The 25,318-nt window shown below is 71.0% G+C and carries 25 protein-coding genes and 2 tRNA genes; 10 read left to right on the top strand and 17 right to left on the bottom strand.

Annotation, left to right across the window (positions count from 1 at the left end):
* Positions 1-120 precede the first annotated feature (120 nt).
* The 4 genes from rsrA to OG736_RS29025 form a co-directional block, all read right to left on the bottom strand.
* Positions 121-423, bottom strand: coding sequence for a mycothiol system anti-sigma-R factor (gene rsrA / locus OG736_RS29040; protein ID WP_054242759.1), 303 nt, complete (start codon positions 421-423; stop codon positions 121-123).
* Positions 420-1,280, bottom strand: a complete 861-nt coding sequence (locus OG736_RS29035; RefSeq protein WP_399075413.1) for a sigma-70 family RNA polymerase sigma factor — start codon at positions 1,278-1,280, stop codon at positions 420-422. Before OG736_RS29035 ends, rsrA begins: the two co-directional genes overlap by 4 nt.
* Before the next feature lie 98 nt (positions 1,281-1,378).
* Complete coding sequence (locus OG736_RS29030; protein ID WP_327185009.1) at positions 1,379-2,026, bottom strand: alpha/beta hydrolase family protein; 648 nt, start codon at positions 2,024-2,026, stop codon at positions 1,379-1,381.
* A 1-nt stretch (position 2,027) separates the two neighbouring features.
* A complete protein-coding gene (locus OG736_RS29025; protein WP_327185008.1) occupies positions 2,028-2,843 on the bottom strand; it encodes an SOS response-associated peptidase in 816 nt (271 codons plus the stop codon).
* 50 nt (positions 2,844-2,893) lie between these two features.
* Here OG736_RS29025 and OG736_RS29020 point away from each other — a divergent pair, with 50 nt between their 5' ends.
* From OG736_RS29020 to OG736_RS29005, 4 genes are all read left to right on the top strand, one after another.
* Complete coding sequence (locus OG736_RS29020) at positions 2,894-3,616, top strand: M50 family metallopeptidase (RefSeq protein ID WP_267018505.1); 723 nt, start codon at positions 2,894-2,896, stop codon at positions 3,614-3,616.
* Positions 3,617-3,736: 120 nt separating this feature from the next.
* Complete coding sequence (aroA, locus tag OG736_RS29015) at positions 3,737-5,077, top strand: 3-phosphoshikimate 1-carboxyvinyltransferase (RefSeq protein ID WP_327185007.1); 1,341 nt, start codon at positions 3,737-3,739, stop codon at positions 5,075-5,077.
* 11 nt (positions 5,078-5,088) lie between these two features.
* The gene (gene rsgA, locus OG736_RS29010; protein ID WP_020130784.1) at positions 5,089-6,099 is read left to right on the top strand and encodes a ribosome small subunit-dependent GTPase A; all 1,011 of its coding nucleotides are present in this window, start codon (positions 5,089-5,091) and stop codon (positions 6,097-6,099) included.
* A gap of 104 nt (positions 6,100-6,203) precedes the next feature.
* Positions 6,204-6,527: a DMT family transporter gene (locus tag OG736_RS29005; protein ID WP_020130785.1), complete on the top strand. Its 324-nt coding sequence runs from the start codon at positions 6,204-6,206 to the stop codon at positions 6,525-6,527.
* On the opposite strand, the gene OG736_RS29000 is transcribed toward OG736_RS29005, so the two are convergent.
* Positions 6,521-7,147, bottom strand: coding sequence for a TetR/AcrR family transcriptional regulator (locus OG736_RS29000; protein WP_327185006.1), 627 nt, complete (start codon positions 7,145-7,147; stop codon positions 6,521-6,523). The two genes, OG736_RS29005 and OG736_RS29000, sit on opposite strands and share 7 nt — an antisense overlap.
* 168 nt (positions 7,148-7,315) lie before the next feature.
* Here OG736_RS29000 and hisN point away from each other — a divergent pair, with 168 nt between their 5' ends.
* From hisN to OG736_RS28985, 3 genes are all read left to right on the top strand, one after another.
* Entirely contained in the window at positions 7,316-8,116 is an 801-nt protein-coding gene (gene hisN, locus OG736_RS28995) for a histidinol-phosphatase (protein ID WP_020130787.1), read from the top strand.
* A gap of 159 nt (positions 8,117-8,275) precedes the next feature.
* Positions 8,276-8,668 carry a CBS domain-containing protein gene (locus OG736_RS28990; protein ID WP_314218761.1) on the top strand — a complete coding sequence of 131 codons (393 nt, stop codon included), beginning with the start codon at positions 8,276-8,278 and terminating at the stop codon, positions 8,666-8,668.
* A 217-nt stretch (positions 8,669-8,885) separates the two neighbouring features.
* Complete coding sequence (locus OG736_RS28985; protein WP_171399365.1) at positions 8,886-9,302, top strand: Fur family transcriptional regulator; 417 nt, start codon at positions 8,886-8,888, stop codon at positions 9,300-9,302.
* A 102-nt stretch (positions 9,303-9,404) separates the two neighbouring features.
* Here the strand turns inward: OG736_RS28985 and OG736_RS28980 are convergent.
* From OG736_RS28980 to OG736_RS28965, 4 genes are all read right to left on the bottom strand, one after another.
* Positions 9,405-9,478 (bottom strand) — tRNA-Met (locus OG736_RS28980).
* 395 nt (positions 9,479-9,873) lie between these two features.
* The gene (locus tag OG736_RS28975; protein WP_327185005.1) at positions 9,874-11,736 is read right to left on the bottom strand and encodes a tetratricopeptide repeat protein; all 1,863 of its coding nucleotides are present in this window, start codon (positions 11,734-11,736) and stop codon (positions 9,874-9,876) included.
* Positions 11,737-11,942: 206 nt separating this feature from the next.
* Positions 11,943-12,016, bottom strand: a tRNA-Met gene (locus tag OG736_RS28970).
* A gap of 40 nt (positions 12,017-12,056) precedes the next feature.
* Positions 12,057-15,038, bottom strand: a complete 2,982-nt coding sequence (locus OG736_RS28965; RefSeq protein WP_327187741.1) for a UPF0182 family membrane protein — start codon at positions 15,036-15,038, stop codon at positions 12,057-12,059.
* Between the two features lie 164 nt (positions 15,039-15,202).
* Between OG736_RS28965 and OG736_RS28960 the strand changes: the two genes are divergently transcribed.
* Positions 15,203-15,745 carry a PPA1309 family protein gene (locus OG736_RS28960; protein WP_028807002.1) on the top strand — a complete coding sequence of 181 codons (543 nt, stop codon included), beginning with the start codon at positions 15,203-15,205 and terminating at the stop codon, positions 15,743-15,745.
* A 9-nt stretch (positions 15,746-15,754) separates the two neighbouring features.
* Here OG736_RS28960 and OG736_RS28955 read toward each other — a convergent pair whose 3' ends face one another.
* From OG736_RS28955 to OG736_RS28940, 4 genes are all read right to left on the bottom strand, one after another.
* Positions 15,755-16,846 (bottom strand): YlbL family protein, encoded by a 1,092-nt coding sequence (locus tag OG736_RS28955; protein WP_327185004.1) that lies wholly within the window; start codon positions 16,844-16,846, stop codon positions 15,755-15,757.
* Between the two features lie 54 nt (positions 16,847-16,900).
* Positions 16,901-17,065: a hypothetical protein gene (locus OG736_RS28950; protein ID WP_200839799.1), complete on the bottom strand. Its 165-nt coding sequence runs from the start codon at positions 17,063-17,065 to the stop codon at positions 16,901-16,903.
* A gap of 108 nt (positions 17,066-17,173) precedes the next feature.
* Positions 17,174-17,635 (bottom strand): molybdenum cofactor biosynthesis protein MoaE, encoded by a 462-nt coding sequence (locus tag OG736_RS28945; RefSeq protein ID WP_230194712.1) that lies wholly within the window; start codon positions 17,633-17,635, stop codon positions 17,174-17,176.
* Between the two features lie 205 nt (positions 17,636-17,840).
* Positions 17,841-18,950: an SDR family oxidoreductase gene (locus OG736_RS28940; protein WP_327185003.1), complete on the bottom strand. Its 1,110-nt coding sequence runs from the start codon at positions 18,948-18,950 to the stop codon at positions 17,841-17,843.
* Positions 18,951-19,142: 192 nt separating this feature from the next.
* Between OG736_RS28940 and OG736_RS28935 the strand changes: the two genes are divergently transcribed.
* Entirely contained in the window at positions 19,143-20,594 is a 1,452-nt protein-coding gene (locus OG736_RS28935) for a zinc-dependent metalloprotease (protein ID WP_327185002.1), read from the top strand.
* Complete coding sequence (locus OG736_RS28930) at positions 20,591-21,115, top strand: NUDIX hydrolase (protein ID WP_327185001.1); 525 nt, start codon at positions 20,591-20,593, stop codon at positions 21,113-21,115. The genes OG736_RS28935 and OG736_RS28930 overlap by 4 nt, the downstream gene beginning before the upstream one ends.
* A 118-nt stretch (positions 21,116-21,233) precedes the next feature.
* On the opposite strand, the gene OG736_RS28925 is transcribed toward OG736_RS28930, so the two are convergent.
* The 4 genes from OG736_RS28925 to OG736_RS28910 all read right to left on the bottom strand — a co-directional run bounded on the left by OG736_RS28925 (position 21,234) and on the right by OG736_RS28910 (position 25,103).
* Complete coding sequence (locus OG736_RS28925) at positions 21,234-21,989, bottom strand: AIM24 family protein (protein ID WP_327185000.1); 756 nt, start codon at positions 21,987-21,989, stop codon at positions 21,234-21,236.
* An 18-nt stretch (positions 21,990-22,007) separates the two neighbouring features.
* On the bottom strand, positions 22,008-22,688 hold the full coding sequence (locus OG736_RS28920; RefSeq protein WP_327184999.1) for an AIM24 family protein: 681 nt from the start codon (positions 22,686-22,688) through the stop codon (positions 22,008-22,010).
* An 11-nt stretch (positions 22,689-22,699) separates the two neighbouring features.
* Complete coding sequence (locus OG736_RS28915) at positions 22,700-24,364, bottom strand: TerD family protein (protein WP_327184998.1); 1,665 nt, start codon at positions 24,362-24,364, stop codon at positions 22,700-22,702.
* Positions 24,365-24,506: 142 nt separating this feature from the next.
* Positions 24,507-25,103: a M48 metallopeptidase family protein gene (locus OG736_RS28910; protein WP_327184997.1), complete on the bottom strand. Its 597-nt coding sequence runs from the start codon at positions 25,101-25,103 to the stop codon at positions 24,507-24,509.
* Positions 25,104-25,318: the final 215 nt, after the last annotated feature.

Below are 25,318 nucleotides of genomic sequence, written 5' to 3'. Positions count from 1 at the left end.
CCGCGGGCGTATCACCCGCGGATTAGCACATTCGAGTGACGGCAGGGGTTTCTGGAAGGCCTTCCCGGAAGCGGGCTCCAAGGAAGCGGGCTTCCGGGAAGTGAGCCTTCTGGAAGCGGCTCAGGTCTCCTGGGCCGTCGCCGTCACGTCGTGCTCGGGGACGGCCTGGCCGGAGCGGATCAGGTCGATCCGGCCCATCACCTTGGCACGCAGGTCGGTCGGCACGTCGTCCCGCCCGCAGCACCGCTTGACCAGCTTCTTCACGGCCTCCTCCAGCCCGTACTTCTCCAGGCAGGGGGAGCACTCCTCGAAGTGGTGCTGGAACTTGTCCCGGTCCAGCGGAGGCATCTCGCTGTCGAGGTACTCGTACAGGTGGTCGAGGACCTCACCGCAGTCCGTCTCGTGCGGATCTCCGCAGCTCATGAGCCCGAACCTTTCGCTTCGTTCGACTCTCCGGCACCGGCCGGGACCAACCCGCGCTCACGGGCGTAGTCCTCGAGCATGCCGCGCAGTTGACGGCGGCCCCGGTGCAGCCGGGACATCACCGTACCGATGGGTGTCCCCATGATGTCCGCGATCTCCTTGTACGCAAAGCCCTCTACGTCCGCGAGATACACGGCGATCCGGAACTCCTCGGGGATGGCCTGGAGCGCCGCCTTCACGTCCGAGTCGGGCAGGTGGTCCAGCGCCTGCGACTCCGCGGAGCGCAGACCGGTGGACATGTGCGACTCGGCACGCGCCAGCTGCCAGTCCTCGATCTCCTCGGCCGCGCTGCGCTGGGGTTCGCGCTGCTTCTTGCGGTACGAGTTGATGAAGGTGTTGGTGAGGATCCGGTACAGCCAGGCCTTGAGGTTGGTGCCCTCACGGAACTGGTGGAAGGACGCGTACGCCTTCGCGTACGTCTCCTGCACCAGGTCCTCGGCGTCCGCCGGGTTGCGCGTCATGCGCAGCGCGGCCGAGTACATCTGGTCGAGGAACTCGAGCGCGTCCCGCTCGAAGCGCGCGCTGCGCTCGGCGGTGGACTCCGCGCCCGTCTCCTGGCTCACGCCCTGGCCCTCGGGCAGCTCCGCCTGGCCGTTGTCGGTCCCTGCGTCGGTACCGGTGACCGGACCCACCTCCTCAAGATCGCGGGTAGGACCGAAACCGATCCCACTCGAATCGGAGGATAGACGACTACCCGCGCCTGCCGCCGCTCCAATAGGAGCGGTCCTCGCCGCGTGCAGCACCGTCCAGTCCAGATCGGTGCGGCTGCTGCGGCTCGGGCAGATGGTCGAACCCATGCGGCGGACTTCCTCTCCCAATGACGTCGGTGCCGGTTGTTCAGCACTTCTGTCCGCCTCAACAGCGCCCGGTCCCTCCGCATTCCCCACCCGTCACCTCACCCGAGTGACGCGACCCAGCCGACGACTGCCGCGGTGACGACCTCCAGCGTCTCCTCCTGCGTGACCCCGGCCCGCTTGGGCACCGCGAACCCGTGATCGCCGTACGGCACCTCCACGAGGTCGTACCCGCCCGCGGGGAACTCGTCCGGTCTGCCGAAGGGGTCGTTGCCGCCCTGGACCACGAGGGTCGGTACCCCCGCCCCGAGCAGTTCGTCCGCGCGGGACCTCTCCGGCCTGCCCGGCGGGTGGAGCGGGAAGCCGAGCGCGAGCACGGCGTGCGCACCGAGCTCGCCTGCCGTCCGGCAGGCCACCCGCGCGCCGGCCGACCGGCCGCCCGAGATCACCGGCAGCCCGGGCGCGACGACGGCCGGCCAGATCCCGCGCCAGCCGATGTCGAGGGTCTTCGGCGCGGGCGCGACCTTCTTGCCCGCCACCCGCCAGGGCTGCTCGACGAGAGCGACGCTCACCCCGCGTCCGGGCAGCACGGCGGCGAGCGCCCGGAGGTCCCGGGCCTCGACACCGCCCCCGGCGCCATGGCTGACGGCGAGGACGAGCCGCGGCTTCTCGGCGCGGTGCCAGGTGATGCGGGCGGTACCCGCCTCGGTCTCGACCGTTTCGGTGCTCACGACTGTTTCGCTGCTCACGTCAGAAGAGTGTGCCCTCCTCGGGCCCCTCCAGCTCCTTCAGCAGCTCCGCGCCGTTGTTGCGGACGTTGCTGACGGCCGTGGACACCGGGTAGGCGCGCATCAGCCCGGCCGGCGGGGGTTCGAGGAGCGAGCGGAGGTCGTCGACGTCCGTCCGCGTCGGGTCGAGCCAGGCGTCCCAGCGGTCCGGGGTCAGCATCAGCGGCATCCGGGGGTGGATGTGGGCGAGGGCGTGCGGGCCGTCGGCGGGGGCCACGGCGAGCGGGGAGGTCTCCGCCTCGGTCGTGATCACCGAGCACGTCACCCACCAGGCCCGCGGATGGTCGTCGGGCAGGGTCCGGTCCCGCCAGAACTCGTACAGCCCGGCCATCGCGAAGACCGTGCCGTCGGCCGGGAGCACGAAGTAGGGCTGCTTGCGCGGCCGCTTCTTCTTGCCCTCGACCTCAAGGTCCCGCTCCTGGACGCCGGTGACCCACTCGTAGTAGCCGTCGGCGGGCAGGACGCAGCGCCGGGTGGCGAAGGCACGGCGGAAGGAGGGCTTCTCGTGGACGGTCTCGGCGCGCGCGTTGATCATCCGCGCGCCGCCCTCGGGGGTCTTCGCCCAGGAGGGGACCAGTCCCCACTTCAGCTTCCGCAGCTGCCGAACCGGCTGCTTGTCGTCGGCGTCCTTCAACGGACGGTCCAGGACGGCGTAGACCTCCTTGGTCGGCGCCACGTTGTAGTCGGGCTCCAGGGCCTCCTCGGGCTCCCACTTCTCGACCTCAAAGATTCCTGCGAGATCCTCGGGCCTGCGACTCGCTGCATACCGTCCGCACATACGTGCCACACTGCCAGACTCCGTGAGCCGAAAGGGAGCCACCAGAAAACATGGAGAGCACCGCCGCCCTCGCGCTGCCCGACCTGTGGGACCGCCTCGTCGGCACCCAGACCGACCCCGACCTGTGGGTGGTGGTGGCCACCGCGGTCGCCGCCCTCGCGGTCGTCGTGCCGCACACCCTGTGGCGGATATCGCGCAACGCCATCACCATCGCCCACGAGGGTGGTCACGGCCTGGTCGCGCTGCTGACCGGCCGCCAGCTGACCGGGATCCGGTTGCACTCCGACACCAGTGGCCTGACCCTCAGCCGGGGCAAGCCGCACGGCCTCGGCATGATCCTCACCGCGGCGGCCGGCTACACCGCTCCCCCGCTGCTCGGCCTGGGCGGAGCCGCCCTCCTCGGGGCCGGCCGCATCACCCTGCTGCTCTGGGTGGCCACGGCCCTGCTGGTCGTGATGCTGGTGATGATCCGCAACGCGTACGGCGCCCTCACGGTGGTCCTCACCGGCGGCACCTTCCTGCTGGTTTCCTGGCTGGCGGGACCGCAGGTGCAGGCTGCCTTCGCGTACGCGGTGGTGTGGTTCCTGCTGCTGGGCGGAGTACGCCCGGCCTTCGAGCTCCAGGCGAAGCGCTCACGCGGCGGCGCGGGCGACTCGGACGCGGACCAGCTGTCCCGGCTGACCCACGTACCGGCGGGCCTGTGGCTGTTCCTGTTCCACGCGGTGAGCCTGTGCGCCCTGCTGGGCGGGGGCAGGTGGCTGCTGGGGCTGTGAGGCGCTCCGGAGTGGCGCGTCACAGGGGTGCGGGACGTGACATCGGCGGCTCCGCCGCGGGGCGCGACCAGCCCCGACGGCGCCGCACCCGATGGACGGCCGACCACTAAAGTGGAGCCCATGGCCCCGAACCCCGCACACACCGCCCTCTGGCCCGCCCCGCACGCGAGCGAGGCCGTCGCCGCGACGGTCCACGTGCCGGGGTCCAAGTCCGTCACCAACCGTGCCCTGGTCCTCGCCTCCCTCGCCTCCGAGCCCGGCTGGCTGCGCCGCCCCCTCCGCTCCCGCGACACCCTGCTGATGGCGGCCGCCCTGCGCGAGATGGGCGTCGGCATCGAGGAGACCGTGTCGTCCAGCTCCTCCGGCGCGGGGAGCCCCGACGGCACCGGCGAGGCCTGGCGGATCCTCCCCGCGGGGCTGCGCGGACCTGCCACGGTCGACGTCGGCAACGCGGGCACGGTGATGCGCTTCCTGCCGCCGGTCGCCGCCCTCGCCGACGGACCCGTCCACTTCGACGGCGACCCGCGCTCGTACGAGCGTCCCCTGAACGGCGTCGTCGACGCGCTGCGGGTCCTCGGTGCGCGGATCGACGACGACGGTCGCGGCGCGCTGCCGCTGACCGTGCACGGCGGGGGCGCTCTGGACGGCGGGACGGTGGAGATCGACGCCTCGTCCTCGTCCCAGTTCGTGTCGGCCCTGCTTCTCTCGGCCCCCCGCTTCAACCAGGGCGTGGAGGTCCGCCACACCGGCTCCACGCTGCCCTCCGTACCGCACATCCGGATGACGGTCGACATGCTGCGCGCGGTCGGCGCGCAGGTGGACACCCCGGAGTCGGGCGGCGAGCCGAACGTCTGGCGGGTCACCCCGGGCGCCCTGCTGGGCCGGGACCTGACGATCGAGCCTGACCTGTCCAACGCCCAGCCGTTCCTGGCGGCGGCGCTGGTGACGGGCGGCCGGGTGCTGATCCCGGACTGGCCGGCCCGCACCACCCAGCCGGGTGACCGGCTGCGCGAGATCTTCACCGAGATGGGCGGTTCCTGCGAACTGGCCGACTACGGCCTGGTCTTCACCGGCTCGGGCTCGATCCACGGCATCGACGTCGATCTGAGTGACGTCGGCGAGCTGACCCCGGGCATCGCGGCGGTCGCCGCCCTCGCGGACTCCCCGTCCACCCTGCGGGGCGTGTCCCACCTGCGCCTGCACGAGACGGACCGGCTGGCCGCGCTGACGAAGGAGATCAACGAGCTCGGCGGCGATGTGACGGAGACCGCCGACGGTCTGCACATCCGCCCGCGCCGGCTGCACGGCGGGATCTTCCACACCTACGACGACCACCGCATGGCGACGGCCGGCGCGATCATCGGCCTGGCCGTGGAGGGCGTACAGATCGAGAACGTGGCGACGACGGCGAAGACCCTGCCGGACTTCCCCGAACTGTGGACCGGGATGCTCGGGGTATAGGGACTTTCGCCATGCGCCGCTACAGCAAGAACACCGACGAGGACGACATCCGCAGCCGCCCGAACCGCAAGGGCAACCGGCCGCGCACACACATCCGTCCCAAGCACGAGGACGCCGCCGAGGGCATGGTCCTCACCGTCGACCGGGGCCGGCTGACCTGTCTGGTCGACGACCGGATCGTGATGGCGATGAAGGCCCGCGAGCTGGGCCGCAAGGCCGCGATCGTGGGCGACCGGGTCGCGATCGTCGGCGACCTGTCCGGCAAGAAGGACACCCTGGCCCGTATCGTCCGCATCGAGAAGCGCACCTCGGCACTGCGCCGCACCGCGGACGACGACGACCCCTACGAGCGCGTCGTCGTGGCCAACGCCGACCAGCTCGCCGTGGTCACCGCCCTCGCCGACCCCGAGCCCCGCCCGCGTCTGATCGACCGCTGCCTGGTGGCGGCCTTCGACGCCGGCCTCACCCCCCTGCTGGTCATGACGAAGTCGGATCTGGCCTCGCCGGACAAGCTGCTGGAGCTGTACGGCCATCTCGACATCCCGTACGTCGTCACCAGCCGCGACGAGCTGGAGAACGGCGACGCGGCGGACCGGGTGCGCGCGTTCCTTGCCGGGCGGATCACGGCGTTCGTCGGTCACTCGGGCGTCGGGAAGACGACCCTGGTCAACGCGCTGGTCCCGGAGGAGCGGCGCCGGGTGACCGGCCATGTGAACGCGGTGACCGGCCGCGGCCGGCACACCACGACCTCGGCGCTGGCCCTGCCCCTGGCGGGCACGGACGACTGGGTGATCGACACCCCGGGCGTACGGTCCTTCGGCCTGCACCACGTCGACCCGTCCCGGGTGGTCCTCGCCTTCCCCGACCTGGTGCCCGGCACGGAGGGCTGCCCTCGCGCGTGCAGCCACGACGAGAAGGACTGCGCGCTGGACGCGTGGGTGGCCGAGGGTCATGCCGATCCGGCGCGGCTCTACTCCCTGCGCCGGCTGCTGGCCACCCGGGAGCGCACCGAAGGCGACTGATCCACCGGCTGACCACCGCGTTGTTTGCGTCCCCCCGGGCCCGGTAAGTGCATAATCGCACCGAGCCGGAGCCGGACCGGGCCGGGCGTACGGAGGGACAGCACATGGCGTGGCTGCTGGTCGTCGTGGCCGGGTTGCTCGAGACCGGGTTCGCCGTGTGCCTCAAGCTGTCCCACGGCTTCACGAGGCTCTGGCCCACCATCGCCTTCTGCGCCTTCGCCCTGGGGAGCTTCGGTCTGCTGACCCTCTCCCTGAAGAAGCTCGACGTGGGCCCCGCCTACGCCGTGTGGACGGGCATCGGCGCGGCGGGCACCGCGATCTACGGCATGGTCTTCCTGGGCGACCTGGTGTCGGTCCTGAAGCTCATCTCGATCAGCCTGGTGATCATAGGAGTGATCGGGCTCCAGCTGTCGGGGTCGGCTCACTGACCCGACCGGTCGGCCGGCTGTCTCTGCAGCGCCCCCCGCACCAGCTCCGCGACGCCGTCCTCCCCCGGCGGGGGCGCGGCCACACAGGACAGGGCGAGCCGGACGGCGAGTTCGCAGGAGCGGGCCAGGTCGGCGGCGTCGGCCCGGACGGCGCCGGGACCGGAGAGCACGGCCACGGCCCGGTCGCGGACGGCGCCCACCAGGTCACCGGGCGAGGGCAGCGGCCCGTCGGCCCGGCGCTGGGCCGGCACGGCGGAGGAGGACGGCACCGCCGAGAGCGTCGGCGAGGGCAGGCGCTCGCTCCAGAAGCCGGTGAGGACGGCCCGTACCAGAACGTTGTCGCGGGCGGCGGAAGCGGTCCACTCGGCGGTGGCGGTGAGCCTCTCCCGGGCGTCGCCGTGCACGGCCAGCGCCCGCTCGACCCCGGCGAGGTACCCGTCGACCTCGCGCCTCACGAGTGCCCGGGCCAGGCCCTCCTTGCTGCCGAACTCGTTGTACAGCGTCTGCCGGGACACCCCGGCCGCCGCGGCGACGTCCACCATCCGCACCGCGGCCCACGGCCGTAGTGCGAGCGCCTTGAAGGCGGCGTCCAGTAGGGATTCCCGCGCTGCAGGCATCATCGCCTCCCTGGGGCGAGCGGCTCTGCGCCCAGGTTTGACGCGGACGGGAGCACTGTCAAGGGTTCGCGGCGGGAACCGGTGGTTCACCGGCCGTGTCCACGGCTCCTCCACGTCCACCCCGCGGTCCCCTGTGGCCCGTTCTCACCTTCGGCGGATACGGTTCGTCCCATGCCGGACTACCACGACGACCTCCGACTCGCGCACGTCCTCGCGGACGCCGCCGACGCCGTGACCATGGACCGTTTCAAGGCCCTCGACCTCAAGGTCGAGACCAAACCGGACATGACCCCGGTGAGTGAGGCCGACAAGGCCGCCGAGGAACTCATCCGCGGTCAGCTCCAGCGGGCCCGTCCACGCGACGCGATCCTCGGCGAGGAGTACGGCGTCCAGGGCACCGGCCCCCGCCGCTGGGTGGTCGACCCGATCGACGGCACGAAGAACTACGTGCGGGGCGTTCCCGTCTGGGCCACCCTCATCTCGCTGACGGAGGCGGGCGAGGGGGGCTACCAGCCCGTGGTCGGCGTGGTCTCCGCCCCGGCGCTGGGCCGTCGCTGGTGGGCCGCGAAGGGGCACGGCGCCTTCACCGGCCGCAGCCTGACCTCCGCCACCCGGCTGCGCGTCTCCCGGGTCTCGGAGCTCTCGGACGCCTCCTTCGCGTACTCCTCGCTGACCGGCTGGGAGGAGCGCGGGCATCTGAACGGCTTCCTGGACCTGACCCGCGAGGTGTGGCGCACGCGCGCGTACGGCGACTTCTGGCCGTACATGATGGTCGCCGAGGGCTCGGTCGACCTGTGCGCCGAACCAGAGCTCTCGCTCTGGGACATGGCGGCCACGGCGATCGTCGTGACGGAGGCCGGAGGCACCTTCACCGGCCTCGACGGCCGCCCGGGGCCGCACAGCGGCAACGCGGCCGCGTCGAACGGCCTGCTCCACGAGGAACTGCTGGGTTACCTCAACGAGCGCCACTGAAAGACCCGCCCGAGACTCACAGATGAGCGCGCACGCCCTCAATTGGCTGCGCGCGCCCTCTTGTTGACCCCCGCTTTACCTGCCACGCTGACAGCACCCCCCACTTGTGAACTTGTGAATCCATGAACAATCGTGGGTTCTTAGGAGGTGGCTCCAGCCATGCTCGTCCGCGACGCCATGAGCACGGTGGTCCTCACCATCGGCCCCGCACACACCCTCCGTCAGGCCGCCGCCCTGATGTCCGCCCGCCGCGTCGGCGCGGCCATCGTCCTCGACCCGGACGCCGGCGGCATCGGCATCCTCACCGAGCGGGACATCCTCAACTCCGTGGCACTGGGACAGGATCCGGACACGGAACGCACCCACGCCCACACCACCAACGACGTCGTCTTCGCCGCCCCGAGCTGGACCCTGGAGGAGGCGGCGCAGGCCATGGCCCACGGCGGCTTCCGGCATCTGATCGTCCTCGACCGCGACGAACCGGCCGGCATCGTCTCGGTCCGCGACATCATCCGCTGCTGGGCGCCGGCGCGGCAGCAGGTACCGGCCTGAGCGCACGAACGGGCCGGGCCCCCGAAGGGAAGCCCGGCCCGTTCGCCCACGACAAGCGGTCCAGTGCTGTCAGCCGCGCAGGGCCTGGACCGCGGCCTCCAGCCGCTCGCCGTGGATTCTGTCGACTTGATCCTACAATGGACTTCATCCAATTCAATCCAGCATCTAAAGTCACACCTGTTCGGGACCTGGTCCATGTAGCTGCTAGGCTGATTCCATGAGCGATCTCCTGGAACGACTGCGCGGACGCGGCTGGCGGATGACCGCCCAACGGCGCGTCGTGGCCGAGGTGCTCGACGGTGACCATGTCCACCTGACCGCCGACGAGGTGCACTCCAGGGCCGTCGTCCGGCTGCCGGAGATCTCCCGGGCGACCGTCTACAACACGCTCGGCGAGCTGGTCTCGCTCGGCGAGGTGCTCGAGGTCGCCACCGACAAGCGCGCCAAGCGGTACGACCCGAACGCGCACCGCCCGCACCACCACCTGGTGTGCGCCCGGTGCGGGGCGATCAAGGACGTCCACCCGAGCGGCAACCCCCTGGCCGACCTCCCCGACTCGGAACGCTTCGGCTTCACGGTCTCGGACGTCGAGGTGACGTACCGCGGGATCTGCCCGAACTGCGCGGCGGCGTAACACCCTTCCCTGTGCGCGCAACCCTGTTGCGCGCACACGGCGGGCGTGCCCGCAAACGACTGAGGGCCGGAACCCTTTCGGATTCCGGCCCTCGGCCTTTAGTAGCGGGGACAGGATTTGAACCTGCGACCTCTGGGTTATGAGCCCAGCGAGCTACCGAGCTGCTCCACCCCGCGCCGTTGAATGCAACGTTACGTGAAGGGGAAGGACAAAGGCAAATCCATTGACCGGCACCTGTCGACGCAGGTCAGAGCACTTCAGCCCGGTCCACGTCCGACACGGGCCAGAACCCTTCAGCCCGCTCACTGCCGACGCAGGGTGAGCACACTCCAGCCCGCCCACCGCCGACACCGGGTCAGAGCACTTCAGCCCGGGCACCACCGGCACCGGGTCAGAGCACTTCGGCCCGCCCGGCGTTTGAGAACGAGGCCCGTTCGGGGGCCGACAGCGGGGGTCCGGGGGCGGCAGTCCCCGGGACGGGAAGGGGCGGCGGGGGCGAAAACCCGCCGTACGGGCCCCGTCGCCCCGGGCCCCAGCCCGGCCCCACGGCCCGCCCCAGAACAAGACACCGTCAGGCAGACAGCTCTTCCCGCAACGCGTCCCGCAACCGAGCCGCCCGCTCGGCCACCTCCCCCGGCCCCAGCGACACCGCCCGGTCCGCCCACCGCTGCCCCTCGGCCAGCTCACCGCGACGCGCGTAGACCAGGGCGAGCCGCAACGCCGCCCGCCCGTGCCCGGCATCGGCCGCCCGCGTCCACCACACAGCCGCCTCGGGCTCGCTCCCCTCCCGCGCGAGCAGCAGTCCGAGGTTGAACGCACCGTTGCGCGACCCGGCCTCCGCGGCCGTCCGGTACCACCGTGCCGCCTCGACCACGTCCCCGCGCGCGGCGGCCAGCATCCCGACCCGGACCTGCGCCCGCCGGTGCCCCTGGGTCGCGGCCCGCTCGTACCACTCCTCGCACTCGGTCTTCTCGTGCACGGTCTCCCCGAGCTCGTGCGCGGGCTGCGGCGGCCGCCGCGCGTCGAGCACGGCCGCCAGCCGGTACGCCGCCTCCGCGCTCCCGCCGCCGGCCGCGCACCGCAGATGCCGCTCGGCCTCCTGCTCGTCCCCGTCACGCAGCCGCGCGATCCCGACCTGGAGCGCCGCCTCGGTGTGCCCGGCGGCCGCCGCCCGCTCGTACCAGCGCAGCGCGACGCCCTCCTCGCCCCGCCCCGCGAACAGGATCCCGAGGTTGAACGCCGCGTCGACGCTGCCCGCCTCCGCCGCCTTGGAGAACCAGGGCTCGGCCCCGGCCGTGTCGCCGCCCTGGAGGAGCAGGATGGCCAGCGCGTTGGCCGCCTCCCGGTGCCCGGCGTAGGCGGCGCGCCGGTACCACTGCTCGGCCTGCACAGTGCGGCCCTGCTCGGCGCAGAGCAGGGCGAGGTTGTAGGCGCCGTTGTCGTCCCCGGCGTCCATCGCGGCCCGGTACCAGCGCTCGGCGGTCTGGGTCTGCCCCCGCTCGGCGTGCAGCGCGCCCAGCGCGTTCGCCGCGTTGCCGTCGCCCTCCTGTGCGGCCCGCAGCCACCACACGGCCGCGCTCTCGGTGTCGCCGGCGTCGCGCAGCAGGAAGCCGAGCGCGCAGGCGGCCCGCGCCTCGCCGTCCTTGGCGGACGTCAGGTACCAGCGTCCGGCCTCCTTCAGTTCGCCGCGCCGCTCCAGGATCGTCCCGAGGTGCAGGGCGGCCCGCCGGTGTCCGCGCGCGGCGGCCTGGCGGTACCACTGCTCGGCCTCCGCCCGCACGATGACACCGTTGTCATGCTCGCACCCGTCCGCGTCGCCGTCCGTGCGGGAGCCCCTGCACTCCTGGTGGTCGAGGGCTCGGGCCAGCCGGTACGCCGCTTCCCGGTGCCCCCGCTCGGCGGCGGCCCGCATCCACTGCTCGGCCCCGGGGTCCCCACGGTGCTCCAGCAGGTCGGCGAGGGCGTACGCGCCCAGCGCGTGCCCCTGCTCGGCGGACTGGCGCAGCCAGTACTCGGCGGCCGGCTCGTCGCCGCACTCGCGGCGGTGGCGGCCCAGGGCGTGCGCGGCGGCGGCGGAGCCGGCGACGGCGGCGACCCGCCACCATCCGGCGGCCTCGTCGGGGTAACCGCGCTGGTGGAGGAGGACGCCCAGGTTGTTGGCGGCGGCCCGGTCGCCCTCCGCGGTGGCGGCACGCAGGTGGGGCTCGGCTCCGTCGAGGTCACCGCGGCGCAGCAACATGGCCCCGAGGACGCTGACGGCCTCGACATCGCCGGCTTGCGCCGCGAGCCGCAGGCTCATCTCCTCGACGGCCTCCCCCGTCTCGACGGCGTCCGCCGTCTCGTCCCGGCTCTCGTCCGGGGTCGCTTCCTCACCGGAAGGCTGCACAAACCGCCCTGTCTCGAACAGAGTTGCCTTGTCCCCCATAACGTCCATCGTCGCACCACCCGCAACCCGGGTACACCTGGTATACCGCGGCCCGTAAGGTCACTTCAGCGTTTTGTCGACATGCCCACAGAGAGACAAGTCAAACACAGATCGCCCAACTCCCCACAGCGGCGCGGCCACCAGTCCCCCCGGCACATGCGTTCGCACACCACGAAGGCCCGGATCCTTTTCAGGATCCGGGCCTTCGTATTCAGTAGCGGGGACAGGATTTGAACCTGCGACCTCTGGGTTATGAGCCCAGCGAGCTACCGAGCTGCTCCACCCCGCGTCGTGTTCCACAACCGTATCACGACGCGGGGCGGGCAAGATCAGCCGCTGCTGGGACTGGGACTCGGACTGCTACTGGCGCTTCCTCCGGAGCTGCCGCCGGAGCCACCGCTCGGACTCGCCGAGCTCGTCGGGCTCGGACTGCTGCTCGCCTTGGCGCCCTTGTCGGCCTCGGCCTGCGCGTCCTCGGCCCGCTTCAGCGCGTCCTCGAGATCCTTCTGCGCCTTGGCGTACGCGTCCCAGTCGGGCTTCTTCAGGGCCTCCTGGCCGGCCGTGAACGCCTCCTGGGCGTCGGCCAACGCCTCCCGGACCGTCGGGTTGGTGGACGTCGGCGGTGTGGTCGTACCTCCGCCCTCGTCCGCCGGTGGCGGGGTCGCACCCTCCGCGCCGAAGACCTTGTTGAGGGCCTCGTCCAGGGTGTCCTCGAAGGCGGTATTGCCTCCGTAGGTCACCAACACCTTCTTCAGGAGCGGGTACTTGAGTCCGCCACCGCGCACATAGACGGGCTCCACGTACAGCAGACCGCCGTCGAGCGGCACCGTCAGCAGGTTGCCGTACTCGATGTCGGAGTCGCCGCCCTTCAGAAGCCTGATGGACTCGGCGATGTCCTGTTCGGAGTTGAACTGGCTCTGCACCTGTTTGGGTCCGTCGACGGTCGTACTGGTCGGCAGTTTCAGAACTCTGATCTTGCCGTAGTCGGGAGTCCCCGCCTCGGAGTCGACCGCCATGAACGCACTGAGGTTGTCCCGGCCGTTGGGCGTGAACGTCGTCGTCAGCGAGAACGCCTGTGCCTTCTGGTCCGGCATCTTCATGCTCAGGTAGTACGGCGGGACCGCGTCACCCGACTTGTTGGACGGGTCGTCCGGCACCTGCCACACCTCGCTGCCGCTGAGGAACGTCGTCGCGTCCTTCACGTGGTAGCGGGTGAGCAGTTCGCGCTGGACCTTGAACAGGTCCTGCGGGTAACGGAGATGGGCCATCAGGTCGGTCGAGATGGACGACTTGGACTTCACCGTGCCGGGGAACGCCTTCATCCAGGTCTTCAGGACCGGGTCCTCGGTGTCCCACTGGTAGAGCTTGACCTCGCCGGTGTACGCGTCGACGGTCGCCTTCACCGAGTTGCGGATGTAGTTGACCTGGTTCTGCTGGGCCACCACCGCGCGGTTGTCGTTGGTCGCGGTCAGCGAGTCGGCCGTGGTGTCGCCGAGGGTCGTACGGGAGGCGTACGGGTAGCCGTTCGTCGTCGTGTACGCGTCGACGATCCACTGGATCTTGTGGTTGACCACGGCCGGGTAGGCGTCGCCGTCGATGGTCAGCCACGGGGCGACCGCCTCGACGCGCTCCTTGGGCGTGCGGTTGTACAGGATCCGCGACCCCTCGCCGATGGCGCCGGAGTACAGGATCTGCGGTTCACCGAACGACACCGCGTACGCGGCGCGGTTGATCGGGTTGGAGAGGTTGACCCCGCTCTTGCCGGTGTAACTGGTGGTCTTCTCACCGGCGTCGTCGGAGTAGTCGATCTCCTTCTGGGGACCGCCGACGATCGAGTACGCGGTCGTCTTCTCGCCGTAGTAGATCCGCTGCTGGTACGTGCCCAGGTCGCCCTCGGAGGGCAGGTTGGACTCGGTGAAGAGCGGGCGGCCCTCGGCGTCGGAGGTGGTGCCCTTGGCGGCGACCACGCCGTAGCCGTGGGTGTAGCGGAAGTGGTTGTTGATCCAGTTCTGCTTGTCGACGCCCGCGAGGTTCAGCTCGCGCAGACCGATGACGGTGTCCTGGTCGGCGCCGTTCACGTTGTAGCGGTCCACGTCCAGGTTGGTCGGGAACGCGTAGTACTTCCGCATCTGCTGGAGCTGCTGGTACGTCGGGGAGACGATGTTCGGGTCCAGGACGCGGATGCTCGCCGTGGCGTCGACGTCGTCGCGCAGCGTCGTCTTGTCCTTGGTGGTGCTCGTACCCGAGTACTCGGTGACCTGTGCGCCGTCGATGCCGTACGCCTCACGTGTCGCCTTGAGGTTCTTCTCGACGTACGGGGCTTCCTTGGCCTGCTCGTTCGGCTGGACCTGGAACTTCTGGACGATCGCCGGGTACAGCCCGCCGATGAGGATCGCCGAGAGCACCATCAGGCCGAAGCCGATCACCGGCAGCTGCCAGGTGCGCCGCCACAGGGTGGCGAAGAACAGCAGGGCGCAGATGACGGCGATGCAGAACAGGATCGTCTTGGCCGGCAGGTAGGCGTTGGCGTCGACGTACCGCAGGCCCGTCCAGTTGTCCGTCGCCTTGAAGTCGCTGGACTTCACGGCCAGGCCGTAACGGTCCAGCCAGTAGGCGACCGCCTTCAGCGTGACGAAGATGCCCAGCAGCACCGACAGATGGCCGGTGGCCGCCGCGGTGGCGCGCGCGCCCGGGCTGGTGACGCGCAGCCCGCCGTACAGGTAGTGGGTGAGCGCGGCGGCGATCAGCGAGAGGATCGTGGCGGCGAAGCCGAAGCCGAGCAGGAACCGGTACCAGGGCAGGTCGAACGCGAAGAAGGACACGTCGAGGTGGAACTGCGGGTCCTTCTGGTGGAAGGGCACGCCGTTGACCCACATCAGCCAGGTCCGCCACTGACCCGCCGCCGAGGCGCCCGCGATCAGGCCGACCAGAGCGGTGATGCCGAGCAGCAGCCATGTCTTGTACGGCGCGATGCCCATGCGGTAGCGGTCGAGGCTCTGCTGCTCCACCGACATCGCGCTGAGCGGCGGCCGCAGCCGGTGCGCCAGCCAGATGTTGAAGCCGACCGCGAGGGCCATCAGCAGGCCGAAGACGAAGAACAGTCCGATCTTGGTCCACAACGTGGTCGTGAAGACCGAGGAGTAGTTCACCGAGCGGTACCAGAGCCAGTCCGTCCAGAACCCCGCGAACATCGTGAACGCCATGCCGATCACGGCTAGGACGCCCAGCGTCATGAGCAGGGTCCGGACGCGCCGGGACGGGCGGCCCACTCTGATCCGCGGCCCCGTGGGGCCTCCGCCGCGGTCCGGCATCTGGAAAGCCAAGGTGCGCACCTCGAAAGTCGCAGTTGATCCATCAGGCCCGCGTGTTCGTGGACCGTTCGCGGCCCCCGGTGATCGGGGGCCCACACCTATGCAACTTACTCACCGTTTACTCGGTTCCCGATTCCACCCCTGAACGAGGCAGGATTGTGACCATGTCCAACACTCCCATGGCGGCGAGCCCGCTCACCCGGGCCGTACTCGAGATCGACGAGTACGCCTCCGGCCTCGGCTGGGACCAGCCCGCCCGCCTTTTCGCCCTCGTAGACACCGCTCGGCTGCGAACGCAGGAACCGTCGCTCGCCGCCCAGCTCGGCCTTCAGGACGAGTCCGAGACCACCGGTCTCACCCCGATCGAGCAGGACGAAGTTCCAACGGACAAGCCGCTCGACGAGTTCCTCGCCACGATCGCCTGGCCCGACGCGGTGGTCGGCTGCGCCCTCACCGTGGAGCGTCTGATGCTGCCCCCGTCCGCCGAGGCTCAGGTCCCGCAGGGCCTGAGCGACAAGAAGCTCGCGAAGTGGGTCGCGGAGCACCCCGACCGCCAGGAGGTCCGGATCACGGTCGGCGTCCTGCGTGACGGCACCCGCGACTCGGCCCTCCGGCTGCGCGAGAAGGACGCCCCGACGGAGGTCCTCACCGGAGCGGGTCTGGTGCCGGGCCTCGCCGAGGCGTTGTCGGTGACGTTCGCGGAGTAGCCCTTCCGGCTACTTCGTGCACTTCGGCAGGTCCGCGGTGTCGCCGCCGCGGATGTCCTTGAGGGCGTCGAGGGCGTCGTCGATGGTGTTCACCTTGACGAGCCTGAGCCCCGAGGGGGTGTCCTTGGCGGCGGCCGCGCAGTTCTCCGCGGGGGTCAGGAAGTACTGGGCGCCCTGACTGCGCGCGCCGACCGTCTTCATCTCGATGCCGCCGATCGGCCCGACCTTGCCGGCGTCGTCGATGGTGCCGGTGCCGGCGACGAACTTGCCGCCGGTCAGGCTGCCCGGGGTGAGCTTGTCGTAGATGCCGAGCGCGAACATCAGACCGGCGCTCGGCCCGCCGACGTCGGCGAGCTTGATGTCGATGGTGAACGGGAAGGTGTGGTCGGTCCCGGCCGAGATCCCGACGATGGCCCGCTTCTCGCCGCTGTCGTCGGAGGTCGCGGTCGTGATGGTGACGTCCTGGGTCTTGGTCGCCGCCTTGTTCGCCTTCTCGGCGGCCGCCTGGTCCTTCGCCGGGACGATGCGGAAGACGACCTTTTCCCCCGCCTTGTGCTTGGTCACCAGCTTCGCGACGTCGCCCGGCTCCTTCACCGCTGTGCCGTCCACGGCCTTGATCACGTCACCGGCGTGCAGCCGGCCCTCCGCCGGGGAACCCTTCACCACCGTCGAGACGATCACCCAGGACGTCACCGGGATGTCCAGCTCCTTCAGGGCGGCGACCTTGGCGCTCTCCTGGGACTGGCTGAACTCCTCGGCGTTCTCCTGGGTGGACTGCTCCTCGGTCTTGCCGTCCGGGTACAGCGTGTCGTGCGGCACGACCTTGTTGTCGTGCGCGAGCCATCCGTAGACGGCCTCGACCAGGTTCATCCGGTAGTCGGCGCTGGTGACCCGCACGGTGGTCATGTTCAGGTGACCGCTGGTCGTGTAGGTCTTGCGTCCGGAGATCTGGAGCACCGGCTCGCCGCCGTGATCGCCCAGGGTGTTCACCGTCGGCCCGGGGGACATCTCCGCGTACGGCACGGGGATGAGTACGCCCGCACACAGGAGCGCGATCAGCATCAGGGTGGAGGCGAGCATCGTCGCGGTGCGGCGTGGCATGTCTCGACAGTACGGGACGCCTCTGTCAGCGCACCGTCAGGGCTGCCACCCGGGTCACGTACGCGAGTGGGGCTTCTCCATGGCCGCCCGGAAGCGGGCGTATCCGTCCAGCTCAGGGCCGTCGCTGCGGGCCTTCCGGGTCCGGTTGGCCCAAGTGCCCCACAGACCGGCGCCGATCGCGGCGACAAGCGGAATCAGCAACCAGACGAGCGCCGCCATGCCGACCTCCCAACCCCTGTGAGCCACCACAACTGACTGATCAGCAGATTAACCATCTGCACGGACAACGCTCACGGCAGGGGTGGGGTTACGCAACCGGAAGGGGATTCAGCAGGCGCCGACCCATTCGTCGGTACCGTCCGAGAACTTCTGGTGCTTCCAGATGGGCACTTCGTGCTTGAGATCGTCGATCAGCTTCCGGCAGGCCTCGAAGGCCTCGCCGCGATGCGGACACGAGACGGCGACCACGACGGCGAGATCACCGACTCCGAGATCGCCGACCCGGTGCACCGCGGCCAGCGCCCGCACCGGGTACTCGGCGACGACCTTCTCCGCGATCCGCCGCATCTCCGCCTCCGCGCCGGGGTGGCAGGAGTACCCGAGGGCGTCGACGTCGGCGCCGCCGTCGTGGTTGCGTACCGTGCCCACGAACAGCGCGATCCCGCCCGCCGCGTCGTCCCCGACGGCCTTGAAGACTTCGTCCAGCGAGAGCGCGGTGTCACGGACGGCGATCAGCTTGATGGGATCCTGCGCTGCCCGCTCGCCGGGATGGTCGTCGATGGCTGCCATACCCCCATCGTGCCGCACCCCGGGAAGCAGGCGAAATAGCGTGATCACCCGGCACGCACGCGTGCACTTCGGAGCGACCTACAGAAACAGCCCCTCCGGCGCTTGGACGAAGCCCCTTCAGGGCCGACAGGGGGGTCTGGGGGCACAGACCCCAGGGAGGGGAAGGGGCGGCGGGGGCGAAAAAACAGGCCTCGCGCCCCCACGCTCACCGCCGCCGGGCCTTCCGGGCCCGCCGCACCACGGCCGCCGCACCCAGCAGAGCGACCGTCGCGCCCGCCGCACCCGCCGCGGTGGCGTCCTTGCGCCCGAGCCGCCGACCGACGACGGTGTGCCGCCCGGCCACCTCCTCCAGCAGCTGCGCGAGGACCTCCTCATTGGTCCACCGCGGCCGCCACCCCGCGTCGTGCAGCCGGCTCCCGCTCACCACCCAGGGGTACATCGTGTAGGCCAGGTCCCCGGCGGGGGACGGCGTCAGCCCGATCCGGTGCAGCCGGGCGGCGGCGCCCAGCGCGACCGCCGAGGGCAGCTCCATGCGCCGGATCCCGCTGAGCTCCTCGACCTCCTCCTGCTCCAGCCAGCCGTCGCAGCCGACGGCCAGCTCGCCGTCGACCTTCTCCAGGACGGCGTACTCCAGGGCGCTCACCAGGTCCTCGACATGGCAGAACTGCCAGGCCGGCCGCGATCCGGCGACGACCAGCAGCCGCGGCGACTCGAAGTACCGCGTCAGCGCGGTGTCCGTACCGCCGACCAGCACCGCGGGCCGCACCACGGTGACGTTGAGCCCCGGATGCGCCCGGGGCGCGCGCCGGGCCAGCCGTTCGATTTCCAGAAGGTCCCCGACGCCGGTCGCCTCCGCCGTGGCCCGCAGCTCCGCGTCCTCCGAGAGCGGCAGCTCGTTGTCCTCGAGCGCGCCGTAGACCATCGCGGAGGTGCACAGCACCACCCGGTGCACCCCGGCCGCCGCGGCGGCCGTCAGCACGGTCTGCGTGCCGCGCACGTTGTAGGCCGTCCGGGCGGCGGCGTCACTCCCCAGGTCGAGGTCGAGCGCGAGGTGGACCACGACGTCCGCGCCGCGCAGCTTGTCGGCGATCGCCGGGTCGCGGACGTCGAGGATGTGCCACGTCGCCGCGTCGCACTCGCCGCGCCGCTCGTCGATGGCGACGACCTGCTTGACCTCCTCCGACGCGGCGAGCCGCTCGGTCAGCAGCGCGCCGATCCCGGTCGCGGCGCCGGTCACGGCCACGACGGGCCCGCGCGCGCCGACCGGGGTTGAGCGGTTTCGCGCTGCGCGAACCTGCGGATCTGGGGAACTCACCAGGTGTCTCCAGCGGTTGTCTTGGCATACGGGCGCGAGTGAAGCGTACGTACCAGGTGGCATCCATCCTGCCGCAGGCCAGGAGTCGGCGAAGCACCGAGGCCCGATCGAGCCGGGGTGTCTACGCTGGGTGGTGTTGCAGGGCAGTCGCCGCCGGCCGAGAACCGGTGGCCTTACCAGCCGAGGAACCCCGTGAGTGACACCCCATTCGGATTCGGCCTTCCGCCGGAGGAGCCGGAAGACGGCGACGAGGGCAAGAAGAAGGACCCGCAGAGCGGCGGTGGTCAGGGACCGGCCAACCCGTTCGGTTTCGGCGGGCTGCCCGGCGCCGGAGGCTTTGGCGCCCCCGGTGCGGACAACCCGCTCGCCGCGATGTTCGGTTCACTGAACCCCAACGACCTGGGCGCCGCCTTCCAGCAGCTGGGCCAGATGCTCTCCTACGAGGGCGGCCCGGTGAACTGGGACATGGCCAAGCAGATCGCCCGCCAGACGGTCGCCCAGGGCACCGCCGACGGCGTGAAGGACGCCAGCGTCGGCCCCTCCGAGCGCACCGCTGTCCAGGAGGCCGTCCGTCTGGCCGATCTCTGGCTGGACGACGCGACGTCCCTGCCGTCCGGCGCGGGCACGGCCGTGGCGTGGTCCCGCGCGGAGTGGGTCGAGGCGACCCTGCCCGCGTGGAAGGAGCTCGTCGACCCGGTCGCCGAGCGCGTCGGCGCGGCCATGGGCGATGTCCTGCCCGAGGAGATGCAGGCCATGGCCGGCCCGCTGATCGGCATGATGCGCTCGATGGGCGGCGCGATGTTCGGCTCGCAGATCGGCCAGGCCGTGGGCGTGCTCGCGGGCGAGGTCGTCGGCTCGACCGACATCGGCCTGCCCCTCGGCCCGGCCGGGCGTGCCGCGCTGCTGCCGGTGAACATCGAGGCGTTCGGCAAGGACCTGGGCGTGACGAAGGACGAGGTGCGGCTCTACCTCGCGCTGCGCGAGGCCGCCCACCAGCGTCTGTTCGCTCATGTGCCGTGGCTGCGCTCGCACCTGTTCGGCGCCGTCGAGGGCTACGCGCGCGGGATCAAGGTCGACACGGCCAAGCTGGAGGACGTGGTCGGTCAGTTCGACCCGCAGAACCCGGAGCAGTTGCAGGACGCGCTCCAGCAGGGCATGTTCCAGCCGGAGGACACCCCGGCGCAGAAGGCCGCCCTGGCCCGTCTGGAGACGGCCCTGGCGCTCGTGGAGGGCTGGGTGGACGCGGTGGTGCACGCAGCCGCGAAACCCCGTCTGTCGTCCGCGGACGCCCTGCGCGAGACGCTGCGCCGACGGCGCGCCTCGGGCGGTCCGGCGGAGCAGACGTTCGCGACGCTGATCGGCCTGGAGCTGCGTCCGCGCCGCCTGCGTGACGCCTCCCGCCTGTGGGCGTCCCTCACGGACGCGCGCGGGGTCGACGGCCGTGACGCCCTTTGGGCCCACCCGGACATGCTGCCCACGGCGTCCGACCTGGACGACCCGGACGGCTTCGTGCACCGCGAGCAGCTGGACTTCTCCGAGCTGGACAAGATGCTCGGCGAGGCGGCGAGCGGCGGCTCCGGCGACAAGCCGAACCTGAAGAAGGACGCCCCCGGGACCGACTCCAAGGACGACGACACCGAGTGAGCCTGTACGACGACGCGGTCCTCGTCCTGAAGGGGTACGAGGGCCAGGAGGAGCAGGAAGAGCTTCGCCAGGCCTATCTGGACCATCTCGGGGCGCACCCGGACGGCATGTGGAAGGCCTGCGGGGACGGCCACATCACGGCGAGCGCGCTGGTGATCGACCCGGAGCGCGGCCGGGTGCTGCTGACCCTGCACAAGAAGTTGCGGATGTGGCTCCAGATGGGCGGCCACTGCGAGCCGGCCGACGAGACCGTGCGGGCCGCCGCGCTGCGCGAGGCGACCGAGGAGTCCGGCATCGGGGGGCTGGCCCTGCTCCCCGGCGGCCCCGTACGCCTGGACCGGCATCCCACGCCGTGCGCGTGGCACTACGACGTCCAGTACGCGGCGCTCGCTCCGGCCGGGGCCGTGGAGGCCATCAGCGACGAGTCCCTCGACCTGCGCTGGTTCGCCTATGACGAGGTCGCAAGCGTGGCCGACGATTCGGTCGTACGGCTGCTGGAGGCGACTCGCGCGCGGCTGTGAGCCGGAGGCGGCCGGTGGGGCGGCTGTGAGCCGGAAGGTGGGTGACGGGCGGCTGTGAGCCGAGACGAGTAAGGGGCGACCTCCAGGCGGCCGCCCCCTACGTCTGCTTTCCGGTCGGTCAGCTCCAGGCGTTGCCCTGGTTCTGCTGCCGTACGCCCTGCTGTCCCATGCCGTACTGGGCGCCCAGCCCGGAGCCGATCTGGGCGTTCTGCGGCGGCAGCAGCTCGCTGGGCTGGACGAGCGCGTAGCCGGAGCCCATGAAGCTGAGCTCCCAGCCCTCACCCGTGTTGCCGCGCCGGCGCCACACTCCGGAGGAGTGCGTCTGGGCCTGCATCTGCACCCGCAGCCCGGTGGACCAGGCGACGATGGCGTCGGCGTCGCAGTTGACGTACTTGTCGGGCGTGACCTGCATCATCAGCGGTGCGCCCGAGGTCATCAGGGCGACCTTGCCGCGGCCGGTGATGTTGAGCTGGTACTTCCCGGAGCCGGAGATGCCGTAGAGGCTGTCGACGGCGATGACCTCGTGGTGCAGCGAGGAGTCCATGGCCAGGACATAGCTGCTGTCCACGGTCAGGCCGTCCTGCTCCACGTCCATGACGTGCACGTGCTGGGCGAGGTTGGCGAGGTACACCGTGCCCTGCCCGTGGCAGCGCATCAGGTCCAGGCCCTCGCCCGTGTGCGCACGCGCGCGTCCCTGCTGGTTGTTCTGGTACTCGGCGTCGAACTCCACCAGGCCCTGGTAGGCGACCATCGTGCCCTTGCGGGCGAGGATGTCGTCGTGGCCCTCGAGGCCGACCCGGAGCATCTGCTTGTTCTGGAGACTCCAGCGCTCCTGGGTCTGCGAGTCGTTGTGCGCGAAAAGTGAGCTCTGCATGGCGTTTCTGGCTCCCCCTCAGCCCCGGACCCGGAGGCGGTCGGTGCTGTCCTCACTGGGCTGGACGACGACGATGCCCTGGCCGGAGAAGGCCATCTGGTAGGCCTCGCCGCTGCCCCGGCCGATGAGCGACTGCGCCTTGAAGCTGCGCTTGCCCTTCACCTTGAGGTTCGGCGACCAGGCGACGAGCGCGTCGGGGTCGACGTACGTCTCGTCCTCGCCGCCGCCGCAGTCGACGACGATCGGCTTGCCCCGGGAGGTCAGCGCGACCCAGCCCTGCCCGGAGATCTTGGTGTTCCACAGGCCCTGGCCGGCGAACTTCGCGAGCCCCTTGACGCGCTCGACGCCCCAGGTGAGGTGCGCGTCGAAGGCGAGCAGGTTGGTGGCGTTGACGGAGATGCCGTCGCCGTTGAGGTTGATCACGACGACGTTGGCCCCGTAGTCGGCGAGGTAGAGCAGGCCGTCGCCCGAGCACTTCATCAGGGGCGCGCCCTCGCCGGTCATCCAGTCGCGCGCGATCTGGCGCACGGCCGGCGGGTTGGGCTCGTACTGCACGAAGCCCTCGTAGGCGACCATCGAGCCCACGCGCGCGAGGAGGTCGTTCCCGGTCTGGAGGGCGACCTTCAGCATGTGGTTGCCGTGGTTCTCCATACGGGCGGTGACGGGTGCGGGGGCGTAGCCCGCGAGTGACTGGTTCATGACGGGCTCCCTCAGACCTCGTACGGCTGGACGACGATGAAGTTGCCGGGAGCGCCCCGGAACTGGAGGTTGACGCTCTCCCCGGTGTCGCCGGGGTAGGCGTTGCGGCGCATGCGGACCTGGCTGGAGACGACCACCTGGGCGGCGGACGACCAGGCGACGACGGCGTTGCAGTCGGCGAACGTGGTGGGGGTGACCGGCAGGACGACGGGCGTGCCGTGCGTCTTGACGACGATCGTGCCGGTGCCCGTGAACTGCATGGTGAACAGGGCTCCGCCGGGGATGCCGTGTCCCTCGATGCGACGGACCTCGTACTGGAGGCTCTCGTCGAAGGCGAGGACGTTCTCCGCGGAGACACAGATGCCGTCACCCTGGAGTTCGATGGGGTGCAGCATGGTGGAGTTCTCGGCGAGGAACACCTGTCCCTGGCCGGTGCAGCGCATCAGCTGCATCTCCTGCCCGGTGGCGTTGCCGACGATCCGGCCCGCGAACCCGGCGCCCTTGTAGCTGAAGTCGACCTTGCCCTGGTAGAGGACCATGCTGCCCTGGCGGGCGAGCACGGGCTGGCCTCCCATCCCGAGGTCGACGCGGACCAGCTTCCTGTTCTGCTGCGTCCAGCGCTGTCCGGTGGGCGTCTCCTTGAACTGCTGGAGCGCCGCGGCCACTCCGGCACCGCCCTGGGGCGCGCCCTGCGGTACGCCGTAGGCCTGCTGGCCCGGGACCTGCCCGAACGGAGGCTGCTGACCGTAGCCGGGCGGCTGCGGCGGCTGACCGTAGCCGGGCGGGGCCTGCGGGGCCTGGGGCTGCTGGCCGTAGCCGGGGGGCATGGGCGCGGTCGGCGCGGGGCCCTGACCGTACGGCTGCGGCTGGGGCGGCTGGCCGTAGGGCGCCGGGGCCGGAGCGGGAGGCGGCACCTGGCCGCCGCCGGGCGGGGTCAGGGGCGCGACGATGGTCGGTGCGGCGTGCACCGAGGGCGCCGGCGCCGGGGCGGGCGCCGGCGGGGTCGCGCCGGGCGGGGGCGCGAAGCCCTGCGCGGCGGGCTGCGGCTGCGCCGGAGCGGGCGCGGACGGTGCGCCGAACGCGGGCGGGGCGAAGCCGGGAGTGGCGGCACCGGCCTGCGGCTGCTGCGGCGCGGCGGGCGCCTCCTCCTCCGCGACCTCGCCGCCGAAGTTCTTCAGCAGCGCGTCCAGACCGCCGTCGAAGCCCTGCCCGACGGCCGCGAACCGCCACACGTCCTTCAGGTAGAAGTCACCCAGCATCACGGCCCGCTCGCTGGAGAACTCGGAGCCGTTGAACGCGTAGCGGGCCACTTCCTCGCCACCCGCGACGATGCGGAGATAGCCGGGGTTGATCTGCGACATCTGCCCGGCGCCGTCGAGGGCCGCCGTGAAGGACAGCTTCTGGATCTGCGGCGGAATCCGGTCGAGGGTGATGCGGAAGGACTCCGTGTCGCCCGCCTGGGCGCCCAGGAGCTGGATGGACTCCTCGGGCGACTTCGGCTGGTTGAAGAAGATGAAGTACCGGTCGTCCGAGAGCCGCTCGTCGGCGTCGAGGCCGAAGCAGCTGATGTCGAAGGTCAGGCCGGGAGCGGTGATCTGCACGCCTACGTACAGATCGGTGCCCGCGGTGAGGTCACTGATCCTGGCCTTGTGGCCGCGCTGGAATTCCCTGGGCATGCGTAACGACCGTCCCCCATCCCGATTGTGAATGCGTCGCGTCAGGCTAACGGCAAAGTCGGACAACGCACGATGTCGGTACAGACCCGGTACACAACCAACGTCACGTGCCGGGGGACGGGCTCAGCGTGTACGCCGCAGGTCACTCCTCGCCGGCGGCGGGCAGGTGGGGCAGCCGATCGGCCGCGACGACGCCCTCGAGGTAGCCACGGGCGCGCTCGGTGCGCGGGTACGCCTCCAGCAGCCGCCAGAAGTCGGGGCCGTGGCCGGGCACGAGCAGATGCGCGAGCTCGTGGGCGAGGACGTAGTCGATGACGTACTCGGGCATGCCCTTCAGGCGGTGCGACAGACGGATGCTGCCCTCAGCCGGTGTGCACGAGCCCCAGCGGGTGTTCTGGTTGGTCACCCAGCGGACCGAGGCGGGCCGGGCCCGGCCGCCGAAGCACTGGGCCGACAGCCGCTCGGCGCGCTCGGCCAACTCCGCGTCGCCCGGGACGCGCCGACTCTCCTGGGCGGCGAGCTTGTCGAGCATGACGCTCACCCAGCGTTGCTCCTCGGCCTCGGACATCCGGGCGGGGATGAGCACGATGGTGCGATCGCCCTCGCGGTACGCGGAGACCGTCCGACGTCGACGGGCGCTTCTGCGGACCTCGATCGCGCTCGTTCGTGAGCCGCTCGGCGGCTGGCTCGTCGTGCTGCGCTGTGGTGTTCCGGCGCGGTGCAATGGGTCGGCGGACACGCCCCGACGTTACCCGCTGCACACGGGGGAAGTCCCGACTCCGGGACGGTCAGGTTCCGATCCGTCGTGCCGCGTTTGCCTCGTACGACGGATTTGTACGATGAACGCCCCTGCCTGTGGACAACTTTCGACGTGCCTGAGCGGGTCCGGGCATGCTGGCACTCGTCGGCGGAGCGAGGACACCCCCCACGCCCCCGCTCCGCCGATGTGACGGG

The sequence above is a fragment of the Streptomyces sp. NBC_01334 genome (assembly GCF_035983595.1).
Lineage (GTDB): Bacteria > Actinomycetota > Actinomycetes > Streptomycetales > Streptomycetaceae > Streptomyces > Streptomyces coriariae.
This window is presented reverse-complemented; position numbering and strand designations above follow the sequence as displayed.